This is a genomic window from Micromonospora sp. LOL_024 (assembly GCF_048060415.1).
In the GTDB taxonomy this organism is placed as follows: Bacteria; Actinomycetota; Actinomycetes; order Mycobacteriales; family Micromonosporaceae; genus Micromonospora.
The window spans coordinates 141496-155692 of record NZ_JBHMIS010000001.1; the positions used below are offsets into that span (position 1 = coordinate 141496).

General features: G+C 72.4%; 13 protein-coding genes. 4 read left to right on the forward strand and 9 right to left on the reverse strand.

From position 1 onward, the window contains the following. Nucleotides 1-62: 62 nt before the first annotated feature. The gene (locus ACFHWY_RS00675; RefSeq protein WP_416578096.1) at nt 63-1181 is read right to left on the reverse strand and encodes a glycosyltransferase; all 1119 of its coding nucleotides are present in this window, start codon (nt 1179-1181) and stop codon (nt 63-65) included. Then, the gene (locus ACFHWY_RS00680) at nt 1168-2178 is read right to left on the reverse strand and encodes a glycosyltransferase family 2 protein (protein ID WP_416578097.1); all 1011 of its coding nucleotides are present in this window, start codon (nt 2176-2178) and stop codon (nt 1168-1170) included. The genes ACFHWY_RS00675 and ACFHWY_RS00680 overlap by 14 nt, the downstream gene beginning before the upstream one ends. Before the next feature lie 162 nt (nt 2179-2340). On the opposite strand from ACFHWY_RS00680, the gene ACFHWY_RS00685 reads away from it, so the two are divergent. Further along, nucleotides 2341-2754 (forward strand): ASCH domain-containing protein, encoded by a 414-nt coding sequence (locus ACFHWY_RS00685; RefSeq protein WP_416578098.1) that lies wholly within the window; start codon nt 2341-2343, stop codon nt 2752-2754. Further along, a complete protein-coding gene (locus tag ACFHWY_RS00690; protein ID WP_416578099.1) occupies nt 2754-3533 on the forward strand; it encodes an enoyl-CoA hydratase/isomerase family protein in 780 nt (259 codons plus the stop codon). The genes ACFHWY_RS00685 and ACFHWY_RS00690 overlap by 1 nt, the downstream gene beginning before the upstream one ends. A 79-nt stretch (nt 3534-3612) precedes the next feature. On the opposite strand, the gene ACFHWY_RS00695 is transcribed toward ACFHWY_RS00690, so the two are convergent. Together ACFHWY_RS00695 and ACFHWY_RS00700 are read right to left on the reverse strand one after the other, a co-directional pair. After that, nucleotides 3613-5139, reverse strand: a complete 1527-nt coding sequence (locus ACFHWY_RS00695) for an FAD-dependent oxidoreductase (RefSeq protein ID WP_416578100.1) — start codon at nt 5137-5139, stop codon at nt 3613-3615. 128 nt (nt 5140-5267) lie between these two features. Beyond that, nucleotides 5268-5750 (reverse strand): MSMEG_6728 family protein, encoded by a 483-nt coding sequence (locus ACFHWY_RS00700; protein WP_416578101.1) that lies wholly within the window; start codon nt 5748-5750, stop codon nt 5268-5270. A gap of 99 nt (nt 5751-5849) precedes the next feature. On the opposite strand from ACFHWY_RS00700, the gene ACFHWY_RS00705 reads away from it, so the two are divergent. Further along, nucleotides 5850-7637, forward strand: a complete 1788-nt coding sequence (locus ACFHWY_RS00705) for a potassium channel family protein (RefSeq protein WP_416578102.1) — start codon at nt 5850-5852, stop codon at nt 7635-7637. A gap of 58 nt (nt 7638-7695) precedes the next feature. Here the strand turns inward: ACFHWY_RS00705 and ACFHWY_RS00710 are convergent, their stop codons facing one another. Together ACFHWY_RS00710 and ACFHWY_RS00715 are read right to left on the reverse strand one after the other, a co-directional pair. Next, nucleotides 7696-8925 carry an APC family permease gene (locus ACFHWY_RS00710; RefSeq protein ID WP_416578103.1) on the reverse strand — a complete coding sequence of 410 codons (1230 nt, stop codon included), beginning with the start codon at nt 8923-8925 and terminating at the stop codon, nt 7696-7698. 9 nt (nt 8926-8934) lie between these two features. Next, the gene (locus ACFHWY_RS00715) at nt 8935-9696 is read right to left on the reverse strand and encodes a phosphatase PAP2 family protein (protein WP_416578104.1); all 762 of its coding nucleotides are present in this window, start codon (nt 9694-9696) and stop codon (nt 8935-8937) included. A 27-nt stretch (nt 9697-9723) separates the two neighbouring features. Here ACFHWY_RS00715 and ACFHWY_RS00720 point away from each other — a divergent pair, with 27 nt between their 5' ends. After that, the gene (locus tag ACFHWY_RS00720) at nt 9724-11019 is read left to right on the forward strand and encodes a DUF4032 domain-containing protein (RefSeq protein WP_416578105.1); all 1296 of its coding nucleotides are present in this window, start codon (nt 9724-9726) and stop codon (nt 11017-11019) included. An 18-nt stretch (nt 11020-11037) separates the two neighbouring features. On the opposite strand, the gene nagA is transcribed toward ACFHWY_RS00720, so the two are convergent. From nagA to ACFHWY_RS00735, 3 genes are all read right to left on the reverse strand, one after another. Further along, complete coding sequence (gene nagA, locus ACFHWY_RS00725; protein ID WP_416578106.1) at nt 11038-12147, reverse strand: N-acetylglucosamine-6-phosphate deacetylase; 1110 nt, start codon at nt 12145-12147, stop codon at nt 11038-11040. Continuing rightward, nucleotides 12144-13118, reverse strand: a complete 975-nt coding sequence (locus ACFHWY_RS00730) for an ROK family protein (RefSeq protein ID WP_416578107.1) — start codon at nt 13116-13118, stop codon at nt 12144-12146. The genes nagA and ACFHWY_RS00730 overlap by 4 nt, the downstream gene beginning before the upstream one ends. A 97-nt stretch (nt 13119-13215) precedes the next feature. Beyond that, the gene (locus ACFHWY_RS00735; protein ID WP_416578108.1) at nt 13216-14145 is read right to left on the reverse strand and encodes an SIS domain-containing protein; all 930 of its coding nucleotides are present in this window, start codon (nt 14143-14145) and stop codon (nt 13216-13218) included. Nucleotides 14146-14197 lie beyond the last annotated feature (52 nt).

The window sequence follows — 14197 nt, forward strand, 5'->3', positions numbered from 1 at the left end:
CTCTGGCGATCACGTAGGTGTGGTACCGCACAGATGCATGATCCGCACGTCTCCGGGGTGGGTCAGGGGAGGGGGAGAGGGAGGGCTTGATACAGGGATTCCAGCTGGCGGGTCTGGTGGTGCAGGTCGAAGTCCATTTCGGCGCGGTGGCGGGCCGCCCGGCCGAGGCGGGTGCACAGGACGTCGTCGGTGAGGAGACGGCGGAGGTTGGCGGCCAGGGCGGTGCGGTCCCCCTCGGCGCAGAGCAGGCCGTTCGTCTCGTGGGTGACGGCCTCCGGGATGCCGCTGTGGTAGGTCGAGACGACCGGCACACCGAGGCTGAAAGCCTCCAGGACCGTGGTGGGTAGGCCCTCGGTGTCCCCGTCGGGCGCGGTCCGCGACGGTGCCGCGAGCAGCCGCGACCCGGTGATGTGCCGCATCACCTCGGGCGGCGGCAGGTTGCCGGGAAACGTAGCGTCCACGCCCAGTTGCGCGGCGCGGGCGCGGACCCGCCCGCGCAACGGCCCGGTACCGACGAACAGGGCCCGGGGGCGCAGGTCCGGCAGCATTCCGAGCGCCTCGACGAGGTCGTCGACGCCCTTCTTCTCGACGAAGCGGCCGACGAAGACGACATCCCACTGCTTCGGCCGGGCCGCTGGCCGCGGCGGAACGGGAACCCCGATGTGGTGTACGCGGACCTTCGCCGGGTCCGCCCCCAACTCCACCGCTCGCTCGCGGATCGCCTCCGAGACGGCCAGGATCAGCGCGGCCCGGTCGAACATGGTCCGCAGGTTCCGTCGGTGCCGGGCCCCGCGTGGCCCCGGTGCGGCCGCCTGCCGGGTGACGTCGAGGCCGTGCAGGGTGACGACCAGCGGGATGTCGAGCTGGGTGGCGGCCCGGCTGATCAGCCAACCGTCCCCGCCGAAGTGGGCGTGCACCACCTCGGGTCGTAGCCGTCCCAGCATCCGGCGCAGCCGGGGCGAGCCGCCGGTCAGCCGCAGCCGCAGCCACTCGCGCCGACCGCGGGTGGTGTTCGGGCACAGCACGACGTCGCTGTCCCGGGAGAGCGCCGAGGACACCCGGACGGCACCGAGGTAGACCGGCCGCCAGGTGGACAGTGCGTCGCCCTGGTTGCGGATGAACGTCTCCGACCCGGGCAGGAGGCAGCTGCGCCAGATCACGGCGACTCTATCGCCGGACATCGGCCCCGATCTCCGGCGTCCCGACCCGCCCATCGGTCACGGTCTCGGCTCCATCGCCCCGGCCCGCGCCACGGCCGAGGATCCGGTCGCGGACCTGGTGCCGCAGCTGCGGGGGGATCGACCAGATCTGCAGGAACGCGAGGTAGTCGAGGACACCTGGCCGACCGTGCCGGCGGGCCTCGGCGAGCAGCAGCAGGAAGACCCGGAGACTACGGGTCGGCGCGGCCATCGAGCTGATGATGCTCATGGTGATCGCCGCGTACGCCCGGGGGGTGATCAACGGTCGGATTCCCCGCAGCCACTCCAGCTGTGCCTCCCAGGGCGAACTGAGGCTGATCCGTGGACGGTTCTCGTCCTGGTGCCAGAGCACGAGCGGCTCGGCGGCGATGAGCAGTTGGACGTCGGGCTGGCTGGCCGCGCGTACGGTCCAGTCGAGCTCCTGCTGCCGGCGTAGGCCGACGGTGAACGGCACCCGGCGCAGCAGCTCTGTCGGCGCCATGATGGTCGAGGTCTGGATGAAGCCGTCGCCGTGGAACAGCCCGCGCCGCAGGGTGAGGTACTCACAGATCGGCTCGTCCGGCTCCGGTAGCCGACGGGGCATCACGAACTCTGCCCGGGGTGTCTTGTTGATCAGCCGGCTGGCGATGATCGGGCTGGGCACCGAGGCGTGGCGGGCCAGTTCCAGCTGGGCGGCCAGCTTGCCGGGCAGCCACTCGTCGTCGTCGTCGAGTAGCGCGGTCCACGGGGCGGCCGCCTCGCGTACGCCCACGTTGCGGGCGTTGGGGGCGCCACCCTTGCCGGGCAGCTCCACCACCCGCAACCGGGGGTCGCCGATCTCGGCGAGGGCCTTGCCGGTCTCCTCGTCCGGACCGTCGACCACGACGATGACCTCGATATCGTCCACTGTCTGTGCGAGGGCGCTGCGGACCGCGCGGGTCACCAACGCCGGCCGGGCGAAGGTCGGGACGACCACGCTGACCTCGGGTGTGACTGGCATGACCACCTGTTCACTCGGGCCGGGTACGACGTGCGCGAAGGGTGACGGTAGGGGCCGCGGGCGGCCCGCCGGTGAATACCGGGCGGCGACCAGGCGTACAGCGTCGGTCGCCGGGTCGCGGCAGGCGATCCCCGGCCGGCGTGGCGGGCTAGGCTCGCAGCCATGGTCGAACTGCCGAAGGCCGAGTTCGCGTTCCCCGGACCGCTGCGGGACCGACTCGTCGCCGCGATCCTCTCCGGGGCGAAGACCTCGACCACCGGGCTGATGATCGAGTACGAACGCGACGGTGAGCCGCTGCCGGTGGTCGGCGACCGGTCGGTCCTGGTGGACTCCGACGACCGGCCGGTCGCGGTGATCGAGCTGAGCGAGGTTCGGTTGGTGCGGCTCGGTGACGTCGACCTGTCCCATGCCCGGGACGAGGGCGAGGGTTTCGAGACTGTCGCCGGCTGGCGTGCCGGGCACGAGAGGTTCTGGCACGGGCCGGAGTACCGGGCCTACCTGGGTGACCCTGACTTCACCGTCGACGACGACACGCTGGCCGTCGTCGAGCGCTTCCGGTTGGTGCGGGAAGGTTGATGGATGCCGTGACGGACGCGAAACTGGCCGTCGAGGTGGCGGGCGCGGTGGCCACGGTGGTGATCCGCAATCCGACCCGGCGCAACGCGATGACCCCGGCCATGTGGCGGCAGCTGCCGGTGCTGCTCGACGGTCTGGAAGCCGACCCGGCGGTGCGCGCCCTGGTGCTCACCGGCGCGGACGGCACCTTCTGCGCCGGTGCCGACCTGGGTGATCTGGACGAGCTGCTGGCGGCCGGAGACGGGAGCATCGCGGTGGCGGCCGAGGAGCGGCTGGCCAGCTTCGCCAAGCCGACGATCGCCGCCGTACGGGGTGCCTGCGTTGGCGGCGGATGCCAACTCGCTGTCGCCTGCGACCTGCGGATCGCCGCCGCCGATGCGCGGTTCGGCGTACCGCCGGCCCGACTCGGTCTGGTCTACCCGACGCCGACCACCCGCCGGCTGGTCCGGCTGGTCGGACCGGCGGCGGCCAAGCATCTGCTCTTCACCGGCGAACTGATCGATGCCGACCGGGCGCTGCGGATCGGCCTGGCCGACGAGCTGCTGCCTGGCGCCGACCTGGCGGCCCGGATCGATGGGCTCAGCGGCGCGATCGCCGAACGTTCGCAGCTCAGCGTCGTCGCCGCCAAGGAGATCATCGACGACCGGGCCGACGACGACCGGGCCGCCTGGTGGCACGGGCAGGTGCGGGCCAGCGGCGAGGCGGGGGAGGGGGTCGCCGCCTTCCACGAGCGCCGCCAACCGCGATTCCGCTGGACATCGCAGGGCTCCGCGACGTAGGTGACCAGCCCCGTCGATCTAGGGCTTATCGCCGCGAGTCGATCTCCAGGGGCGGCGATACGCCCTAGATCGACGCGGGTCAGGGGCGGGCCAGCAGGCCACGGGGGCGGACCGAGTGGATCGGCTCGGCCGCACCGCCCTCGGCCCTCAGGATGTGGTTGGCCGCGATGATGCCGGTGGCCGCCGCGCGTTCCATCAGGGCGCTGGGGAAGTCGGTGCGGATGCCGTCGCCGGCCAGGTAGAGCCCGTCGGCGTCGGTGCGTACCCCGGGTCGCCCGGCGTGACCGCCCGGCGCGAAGGCCGGTGCCTTCGCCTCCACCCGGGCGCGCAGCTCGCGCACCCGCAGCCGGTCCGCCTCCGGCCAGAGCTGGGCCAGGTCGACGCGCATCCTGTCGGCAAGCTCCCCGGCCGGCACGTCCACCTCGCAGGCATACGCGTGCAGCTCGATCACCGAGCCACCGGTGCGCTCTGCCCAACGTCGGGACTCGTGCTCAAGCCGGTGGTACAGGGTCACCGAGTCCAGGGTGGCCTGTCGGGAGACCCCGCTGAACACGGCCCGGCCGGGATCGACGTCCCCGTCGCACCAGTAGCGGGCGACCGCGTACGGCGGACCGGGCCGGCCGTGTCCGGGCATCGCCGCCGCCAGCTCCGGTGCCGCCTCCGCCAGTGCCGGTGAGGCCGCGACCAGCTCGGCGAGCGCCGGCGGATCGACGGCGAGCACGACGTGCCCGGCCGGGAGCGTGCCCTCGGGAGTGTGCACGCGCCAGCCGGCGGAGTCGCGGTGCAGCGCGGTCGCCGTGACACCGGTGCGGATCCGGCCGCCGTGGCGCTCGACGTGCCGGGTCAGGGGCGCCCAGATCGCCGTGGCGTAGTCCTCGTCGGGACAGTCGAAGGCCAGTCCCTGCGGGTTGCCGAGCAGGTAGAAGTGGAACTGAGCGATCATCTCGGCGGCCGACATCTCCGCCTCGTGGTTGAAGAACGAGTGGGAGAAGACTTCGAAGAGCATCGCCCGGGCCCGGTCCGGCAGCCGCAACGAGGAGAGCAGTTCGTCGGCGGTGACGTGGTCGAAGTCGGCGTAGGTGCGTACCGGATGGTAGGTCAGCAGCGGCAGGGCGGCCTCCCGGTCCATCCCGCGCAGGTCGCGCAGACGCAGGCTGGGGCTGCGGGCGAGCAGGGCGAGCAGGTTCGCCGGTGGGGCGGGTGGCAGCTTCCCGAACTCCTCGGTCGGCCACTGGGCGCTCAGCACCGGGTAGCCGTCGACGGCCCGAAGGAAGCGCAGCGCCGGGTCGACCCGGCGCATAATGTTCCGCCAGTTGTAGTACTGCCGGAAGAAGGCGTGGAAGCCGTGCTCGTTGACCTGACGGCTGCCGTCCGCGAGCGTCTCCGGCCAGGCACCGAGCCGGCCGCCCACTGCCGACGCGGCCTCCAGCACCGTCACCTCGACGCCGCGCTCCGCGAGCACCACCGCCGCCGACATGCCCGCGACGCCGCCACCGACGACCACCACGGTGACCGGGTCCGGCACTCGGGCAGCGCCACCGCCGCCCGGGTCCACCTCGTGCCGGCGTACGCCGATGAGTCGCCCGACCACCTGCGACAGGGCCATCCGTGCACCTCCCGATCGACCGACCAACCCCAGTCTGCCCGAGGTGCAAGGAAGGGCCCCAGATTTGACAGTCCTGTGTTGACAAGGGGACCGGGTACCTCACGAGGCGTTGATAGGGGCCCTTCCCTTCACGGTAGGCAGGCGTGGGGGCGGTCTGAGGAGGGCCAGACGTACTCCAGGTCGTCCGGGGTGTCGTCGCCGAAGGCGGGGCGGTAGTGCGCCGGGTCCTTGCGCAGCAGCGACGAGCGGTGGCTCAGGTGCAGCTCCGGGCGGCCGAGCCACGGCGGCAGTTCCCCGGCGGCGGCGAGTTCCGGCTGGCTGCGGACCCGCTCGATGCGGCAGGCGGCGTCGAGATCGGCGGTGAGCGTCGCCGCGCAGGTGTCGGCCCTGCCGGCCGAGCACCAGACCGCGCAGATGTCCAGCCCGTAACGGGTCAGGGCCTCCTCGTACCCGGCCCACATGCGTACCGCCGGGTGGTTGCGCCAGCCGTACCCCGGACGGGTCAGCCCGCGCAGCACCTGGATCGCCTCCACCCGCTGCTTGCCCAGCCGGCGCTGGTCCAGCACGTCGGCGCTGGCCAGGAAGTCCGGGTACGGCAGGAAGGTCTGCATACCACTGCCCTACCCGTCACCGGCCAGGACATGCCGGGCGGCTCAGCAGCCGATCATGACGGGCTGTGTGGGTTACGGCCCGCTGACTACCATGCGGGCATGGCAGAGCCGCTGCTCGACCGGGCCTGGCGGGCCAGCCGCCGGTTGCGGGTCAACGGGGAGGCCCGGGCGCACTACGTGATCTGTGGGCAGGATCCGCTGGCCTACTGGCTGGTGCGGACGTTGCTCGTGGGCGAGCCGCAGGCGGGCCGGGTGCGGATCACCCTGATCGTGCCCGAACGCCGTCGTTCCCCCGGGCCGGACGGTCGTGAACTGCCCGGCATCGAGGTGATCCGGACCGATCGGCTGGACGAGGTCGCCTTTCGGCGCGCCGGGCTGGCCGGGGCCGACGGACTGGCCCTGCTCCACCAGGACGACGTGGGCAACATGCACGCCGCGCTCTGCGCCCAGGAGGTCGAACCCCGGCTGCGGCTGGTGGTGCGGATGTTCAACACCGGACTGGCCAACGGGGTACGGCAGATCTTTCCCGACTCGGCGGTGCTCTCGGACGCGTCGATGGCCGCCCCGGCCTTCGTGGCCGCCGCGCTGGGCGAGGTCGCGCCGACGCATTTCCGGCACGGCGGGCGCACCCTCTACGTGGCCCGTCGCGACGACGTGCGCCCGAGCGAGATCGTCTGCGGGGTGGCCGACACCCGGGACCCTCAGCAGGACCTGGTGTTGCCCGCCGACGACCGGGCAGCCGACGTGGTGCTCGCTGAGGCCGCCGGCCGGCCCGCGGGCACCGAGCTGGCGGCGCGCCGGCTGGCCCGGGCCCGCCGCCGGCGCCGTCCGGGGGCGATGCTCCTTCAGGCGGTACGCAGCTTCGCCACCCGCAAAATCGGGATTGCGGTGATCCTGGTGCTCGCCATGGTGGCCGTGCTCGGCGCGCTGTACGCCAACGCGGCGCAGGTCGGCTGGGCCGACGCGCTCTACCTGACGTTGGTGACCACTCTCACCGGGCAGGACCCGGACACCGCGAAGTCGCCCGCAGAGCAGGTCATGCAGGTGGTGCTCAATCTCGCCGGGCTGACGCTGATCCCACTGATCACCGCGGTGGTCGTCGACGGTGTGGTCAACGCCCGGCTGGCCCTGCACACGGGGCGAAGCCTGCCCGAGCGCTCCGGGCACGTCGTGGTGGTCGGGCTCGGCAACATCGGCATGCGGGTGATGGCCCAACTGAACGACTTCGGCGTCGAGGTGGTGGCCATCGACAAGAACCGGGACGCGCTGGGTGCGGCGCTGGCCCGGCGGCTCGGCGTACCGCTGGTGGTGGGAGACGCGGGGCAGGAGGAGACGCTGCGGGCTGCCTCGGTCGCCACCTGCCAGGCGCTGGTGGTGGTCTCCACCGACGACGGGGCGAACCTGCGGGCCGCGCTCAACGGCCGCGCCATCAACGACGAGCTTTGGGTGGTGTTGCGGCTCTTCGACGGTGACTTCGCCGAACGGGTGCAGCGGGCCTTCGACATCGGCACCTCGCGTAGCGTCTCCTACCTGGCGGCGCCGTCGTTCGCCGCCGCACTGCTGGATCGGGCGGTGATCGCCACCATCCCGGTGGGACGGCACGCGCTGCTGGTCACTGAGGTTCCGGTGGCGTCCGGCTCGGCGCTGGACGGTCGGCCGCTCGCCAACGTCGGGCGATCCGGTAGCGTCCGCCTGCTCGCGCACGCCCGGGGCGGGCAACGTCTCGACTGGGCACCGGATCCGCGCATGGTGATCGTCGCGGGCGACCGGTTGACCGTGGTGGCCCGGCGGGCCGGCCTGAACGCCCTGCTTCGCGACAGCGCGCCACCTGAGCCGGGGCCACCGACTTCGGCCGGCGTGCCGCCGCCCCGCGAGGCGGGGGAGTAGCCGGCACCAGGTTGTCGGGTTGCGTGTCAGCTCACTCGTCGGGACGTACAGGGCCTACCTACCGGAGCCGACGGAGGGTGTACCAGGCGGTGCCGAGGGCGAGCACACCGGATCCGGCGAGCACGCTTGCCAGTGGCAGGTTGACGGCTAGCACCACGCAGCCGACCAGGCCGACCCCGGCGAGGGCTCGTACCGGTAGCTTCCGCGACGGTTCCCGGCCGAGGGTCAGCGCCGCCGCGTTGGTGATCGCGTAGTAGACCAGCACGGTGACGCTGGAGAAGCCGATCGCGTCCCGCACGTCGCCGAGCGCCACCACGACGATCACGACGGCGGCCACCGCCAGATCGGCCCGGTGCGGAACCCGGTGGACGGGGTGGACGGCGTCCAGCGTGCCGGGCAGGTCACGACGGCGGGCCATCGCCAGGGTGGTGCGGCCCACGCCGGCCAGCAGGGAGAGCAGCACGCCGGTCACCGCGACGGCCGCGCCGGCCCGGACCACCCAGGCCAGGCCGGGTAGTCCGGTGGCGGTCACCACGTCGGCGAGGGGCGCGGCGGACGTGGCCAGCCGGTCGGGACCGAGCACGCCGAGCGTCACCACCGCCAGCACCAGGTAGATCGCCAGCACGATGCCGAGCGCCAGCGGCACCGCGCGCGGGATGGTTCGCTCCGGGTCGCGTACCTCCTCGCCGAGGGTGGCCACCCGGGCGTACCCGGCGAACGCGAAGAACAGCAGACCGGCGGCGGTGAACACGCCTCGACCCAGGCCATCGGCACCGGTCAGCCGGTCAACGGAGACGTCGGTCGCGCCGACCGCCCCGACCACCGCCAGGATCGCCAGGACGAGCACCACCAGGATCTTCGTCGCGGTCGCGGTCTTGGCGACCCCGCGCAGGTTCACCGCGGTCACCGCGACGACCGCCAGCACCGCGACGAGCCGGGCCTGCCCCGGCCAGAGGTAGGCCCCGATGGTCAATGCCATCGCCGCGCAGCTCGCCGTCTTGCCGACCACGAAACCCCAGCCGGCCAGGAAACCGGCGAACGGACCGAGCCGTTCCCGGCCGTACACGTACGTGCCGCCGGACTCCGGGTAGCGGGCGGCCAGCCGGGCCGAACTGGTCGCGTTGCAGAATGCGACGAAGCCGGCCAGGGTCAGCGCGAACAGCAGACCGATGCCACCGGCCGCCGCCGCGGCGGGAGCAAAGACCACGAAGACGCCCGCGCCGAGCATCGACCCCAGCCCGATGACGACGGCATCCGGTACGCCCAGCCGGCGCGCTAGTCGATCCACAGCGACACCCTAGGGTTGCTGGATGAACGGCCGGTCCCACTGCCGTGGCAGGCCGGGTAGCGGCAGGTCGTTCCAGGGCACCCGGTGCAGCAGCCGGTCCAGCAGGAGACCGAGCAGCAGGGCGGCCAGCCCGTCGGTGAGCCAGTGGAAGTTCAGGTATGTGGTGGTGACCAGCAGGACCGCCGGTGGCGCGTACCGGACCAGCCGGTACAGGTTGGCCGAGAGCCGGCCGTCGGTCAGCGAGGTCAGCAGCAGGGCGATCACGCCGTACCAGACGATCGCGTTGGCCACGTGTCCCGACGGGTACGACATCGAGTAGGCGCCGACCGGCAGTTGGTTGAAGATCTCCACCGCCTGCTCGGGGGCCAGGAACGGCTCCTTCACCGACGCGGTGGGCGCCGCCCGGTCCGTCCAGAGCTTGAGCGGGCCGATCGTCAGGGTGGTGATCATGAAGGCTCCCGCCACCAGTGGCAACGGCCGTACGGTGTGCCGCCGCCACGCCACGGTCACGGCGAGTGCGCCGGCCACCGGCATCAGCAGCCAGCCGCCCTGGCCGAGCAGGTTGAACACCTGGGCGATCCGGTAGAGCGGGGCCGGGTCGTGCGTGAAGGCCCACCCGCTCACGGCAAGGTCGGGGCCGAGCAGGTGGCCGGCGGCGAGGGCGCCGGTCAGTGCCACGAACCCGGCGAGCAGCAGTGCGTCGAACCACCAGCCGACCGGGCGGACCGGTGCCAGGCGCAAGTTCCGGGTTGTCGGTGTCGTTTCCCGCACCCGGATCACGCTACCGGCCCGCTGCGGATGTCGACTCGTGCGGTGTGGTGCGACTGTGGGCCCAGCCACGTGGGGGAGCGTTCCGGCGGGCGAGGCGTCAGACTTGACGCCGTGCGGATCACCTCGGCCCTAGTCGACCCGGCGTTGCTCGATCTCCCCTGGTCGAAACCGCTGGAGCAGTGGCCGGCTGAACACCTGGTCGCCCTGCCCCAGGGCATCTCCCGGCACGTGGTGCGCTTCGTGCAGTTGGGCGGGCACGTCTACGCGGTCAAGGAGACCGGCGAGCGGGTCGCGGAGCGGGAGTACGACCTGCTGCGCGCCCTGGAGCGAATCGACTTCCCGTCGGTGAAGGCGGTGGCGATCGTGGCCGACCGGGAATCCGACGCCGGTGAGCCGCTGGATCCGGTACTGATCACCCGCCATCTGCAGTTCTCCCTGCCCTACCGGGCGCTGTTCTCGCACACGCTGCGTCCCGAGACGATGGGGCGGCTGCTCGACGCACTCGCCGCGCTGCTGGTCCGGATGCACCTGACCGGCTTCTTCTGGGGTGACTGCTCGCTGTCGAACACGCTGTTCCGGCGGGACGCGGGGGCCTTCGCCGCGTACCTGGTGGACGCCGAGACCGGGGCGTTGCGGAGCATGCTCTCCAACGGCCAGCGTGGCGAGGATCTGGAGATCGCCCGGGTCAACATCTTCGGCGAGGCGTTGGATCTTCAGGCGGCCGGTCTGCTGCACGACTCGATCGATCCCGAGGTCGTCTGCGAGGAGGTGGTACAGCGGTACGAGCGGCTGTGGCACGAGATCACCTACGAACAGCAGGTCGAGCGGGAGGCCCGGCACGACATCGAGGGGCGCATCCGCCGGCTCAACGAGATGGGGTTCGACGTGGCCGAGGTCGCCATGTCGACCATCGACAATTCTCGTTATCTGATCCGGCCGAAGGTGGTGGACGCCGGCTACCACCACCGCCGGCTGCTCCGCCTCACCGGCCTCGACGCCGAAGAGAACCAGGCTCGCAAGCTGCTCAACGACCTCGACGCGTACCGGGCGGAGAGCGACCTGCTCGACGAGCAGCAGGCCGCGCACCGCTGGCTGACCGAGGTGTTCGAGCCGGTGGTCCGGGCGGTCCCCGCGCAACTGCGACGCAAGCTTGAGCCGCAGGAGTTGTTCGCGCAGATCATCGAGCACAAGTGGCTGCTGTCCGAGCAGGCCGGCCGGGACGTCGGGATGCGCCACGCGGTGCACTCGTTCCTGGCGGATGTGCTGGTACACCGCCCCGACGAGCAGGCCGTCCTCGGCGTGGAGATCCCGGCGGCGGGCTGACCCGTACCGGCTGCCGGGTCATTCCACCCAGGTGCCGGCCCGCATCACCCGAACGACCTTCAGGTCGTCGTCGAGCACGACCAGGTCGGCGCGCAGCCCGACCTGGAGGGCTCCGACCCGATCGCGGAGGCCGACCGCCAGGGCCGGGGTGGTCGAGGCCATCCGGGCCGCGTCGGGGACCTCGACGCCGGCGGCCACCGCGCTGCGCAGCGCCGCGTCCATGGTCAGGGTGCTGCCGGCGATCGCGCCGTCGCGGGAGAGCCGGGCCACCCCGCCGGTCACGGTCACTTCCTGGCCGCCCAGCTCGTACTCACCGTCGGCCATGCCGGCGGCGGCCATCGCGTCGGTGATCAGCGCGCAGCGTTCCGGTCCGGCCGTCGCGGTGGCGAAGGTGAGCGTTCCCTCGTGCAGGTGGACCCCGTCGGCGACGAGTTCGCAGACCACGCCTGGTGCGGACAGCAGCGCCACCACCGGGCCGGGCTCCCGGTGGTGCACCGGGCGCATCCCGTTGAACAGGTGGGTGCCGACGGTCGCGCCCGCCGACAGGGCGGCGCGGGTCTGCTCGTACGTCGCGTCGGTGTGACCGACGGCGGCGACCACCCCGTGCCGGGTGAGCAGTTCGATGGCCTCCAGCGCGCCCGCACGCTCGGGGGCGATGGTGACCATCCGCACCGTACCGTCACCGAGTTTGATCAATTCGGTGAGCTCGTCGGCGGACGGGTCGCGGAGGAACTCCGGGTTCTGCGCGCCACAGCGTGCGGCGGAGAGGTACGGCCCTTCGAAGTGGATGCCGGCCAGCACGCCGCCGCGAACCAACGGCGCGAAGGCGGTGGTGGCTGCGCGCATCAGTTCCAGCGGTGCACTGACCAGGCTGGCCAGCAGGCTGGTGGTGCCGTGTCTCAGGTGGAACGCGGCAGCGGCCCGGGCCTGGCCGGCGTCGCCGGTGGTGAAGGTGTGGCCGCCACCGCCGTGCGTGTGGATGTCCACGAAGCCGGGCACGATCCAGTGCCCGTCCCGCGCCGACGGGTACTCGGCGACGGCGCTGATCCGATCACCCCTGACCTCGACGCAGCCCTGCCCGATCACCCCGCTCGGGGTCACCACCTTGCCGTTTACCCGAATGGTCACCGCTTCTCCAGTTGGTCGAGAGCGAGCAGGGCGGCGCCGAGGCAGCCCGCCTCGTCGCCGAGGGCGGCCGGGACCAGTCGTGGTTCCCGGTGAAAGGTCAGCCGGTCCCGCAGCGCGGCACGCAGCGGGTCGAACAGTCCGGCGCCGGCCTGGGCGAGACCGCCGCCCAGGACGATGGTTTCCACGTCGAAGAGGGCCTGGCCGGTGGCGAGACCGTCGGCCAGCGCCTCGACGGCCTCCCGCCAGACCTGGGTGGCCAGTCGCTCGCCGGCCGCGGCCCGAGCGGCCACCTCGGCGGCGCCAACCATCGTCCGGTTCGCCCCGGGTGCGGTGGCGGACCCGGGGTCCGACGTGATGCCGGTGGCGGCGAGTTCGGTGTAGCGGTGGGCGACGGCGGAGGCAGAGGCGATCGCCTCCAGGCAGCCCGGCCGCCCGCAACCACAGACCGGTCCGCCCGGGCGAACCAGGATGTGACCGAGTTCCCCGGCGGCGCCGTGTGCCCCGGTCACCGCCGATCCGGTCACCACGTGCGCGGCGGCTATGCCGGTGCCGATCGCCACGAAGAGCACGTGTCCGGCGTTGCGGCCGGCACCCAACCGCGCCTCGGCAAGGCCGCCCGCGCGCACGTCGTGGCCGAGCGCCGTGGGCAGGCCGAGCCGCCGGGACGCCAGCTCGCGCAGGGGTACGTCCCGGAAGCCGACGTTTGCCGACCAGAGTGCGACGCCGCGCGCCTCGTCCACAACGCCCGGCACCACGATGCCGAGCGCGGTCGGGGCGAGTCCGTCCGCTCGCGCCTTGGCAGCCAGCCCGTCAGCGACCGCCAGGATCGTCTCGACCACCGCGGCGGGACCGCGTCCGGCGTCGGTGGGGTGCCGTTCGGAGTGCCGTACGGCACCGTCTGGGCCGACCAGCGCGCACTTCATCCCGGTGCCACCCACGTCCAGTGCGACGGCAACCTCGCTGCCGCTCATTCGCACGCCGTCACCGGACGCCTCGACGCGATCGAAGCCGGGTGCGGATGCGCGCTCGTTGAGCGTAGTGCCGTACCAGGATCTCGTGGCGAGGAACTCACGTGAGCACCACGGAGCGGCTCAGGTGCCGGGGGGCATCCGGGTCGAGCCCACGACTGGTGGCGAGGGCGACGGCGAAGCGCTGCGCCAGGATCAGGTCGGCCATCGGGTCGACCGGGGTGCGTCCGGCCGCCCACCGGCCGAGCACCGTGTGGTACCCGTGGGTCCGGCTGTGCGCGAAGGTTGCGCCGGTGGCGGCGACATCCTCGGGCAGCCCTTCGGGCAGTTCGCCGAAGGCCCAGACCAGCCGACCGGACGCGGCCACCGAGATTGGGCCGTGCCGGTAGTCCATCGCCGGGTACGCCTCGGCCCAGAAGGTCGCCGCCTCACGGCACTTGAGCGCGGCCTCCTGGGCGAGCCCGATGGTCCAGCCGCGACCGAGGAAGGTGACCTGTTCGATCAGGCTCGGGTCGATCGGCAACGGGGAGCGGACGGCGACCTCCGCGTCGGCGACCAGGGTCGTCATGTTGTCGCCGAGGTGGGCGCGGAGCAGCGCCAACGCGGTGGTGGCGAAGCGGGTCTGCACCACCGAGCGTTCGTCGGCGAACGGCATGGTGACGGCCGCGTCGGCGGCGCGAGCCGCCGGTGAGTCGGGGTCACCAACCAGCACCGTGGTCGATGTCCGCCCGCGTAGCGCGGCGAGCAGGTCCAGCACCTCGGTGGTGGTGCCGGACCGGGTGATCGCCAGCAGGCGGTCGTAGCGGCGGTCGAGCGGGAACTCGCTGGCCTGGAAGGCGTCTGTCTCGCCCTGACCGGCGGCCTCGCGACGGGCCGCGTACGCCATGGCGATGAACCACGATGTGCCGCAGCCGACGACGGCGACCCGCTCGCCGGGGCGCGGCAGCCGGTCGAGCATCTCCGGCGCGAGTTCGGCGGCCTGGCGCCAGCAGTCCGGCTGGCTCGCGATCTCCGCGTGGACGTACGCCATGAGAAACACTCCTCGCAGGGGCGGACCGATGCGCAATATGGCTCGTTAATCC

Coding starts and splice junctions, on each gene's coding strand:
- ACFHWY_RS00675 (WP_416578096.1), bottom strand. CDS start 1,181: ATGTCCGGCGATAGAGTCGCCGTGATCTGGCGCAGCTGCCTCCTGCCC.
- ACFHWY_RS00680 (WP_416578097.1), bottom strand. CDS start 2,178: ATGCCAGTCACACCCGAGGTCAGCGTGGTCGTCCCGACCTTCGCCCGG.
- ACFHWY_RS00685 (WP_416578098.1), top strand. CDS start 2,341: ATGGTCGAACTGCCGAAGGCCGAGTTCGCGTTCCCCGGACCGCTGCGG.
- ACFHWY_RS00690 (WP_416578099.1), top strand. CDS start 2,754: ATGGATGCCGTGACGGACGCGAAACTGGCCGTCGAGGTGGCGGGCGCG.
- ACFHWY_RS00695 (WP_416578100.1), bottom strand. CDS start 5,139: ATGGCCCTGTCGCAGGTGGTCGGGCGACTCATCGGCGTACGCCGGCAC.
- ACFHWY_RS00700 (WP_416578101.1), bottom strand. CDS start 5,750: ATGCAGACCTTCCTGCCGTACCCGGACTTCCTGGCCAGCGCCGACGTG.
- ACFHWY_RS00705 (WP_416578102.1), top strand. CDS start 5,850: ATGGCAGAGCCGCTGCTCGACCGGGCCTGGCGGGCCAGCCGCCGGTTG.
- ACFHWY_RS00720 (WP_416578105.1), top strand. CDS start 9,724: ATGTCGACTCGTGCGGTGTGGTGCGACTGTGGGCCCAGCCACGTGGGG.
- ACFHWY_RS00730 (WP_416578107.1), bottom strand. CDS start 13,118: ATGAGCGGCAGCGAGGTTGCCGTCGCACTGGACGTGGGTGGCACCGGG.
- ACFHWY_RS00735 (WP_416578108.1), bottom strand. CDS start 14,145: ATGGCGTACGTCCACGCGGAGATCGCGAGCCAGCCGGACTGCTGGCGC.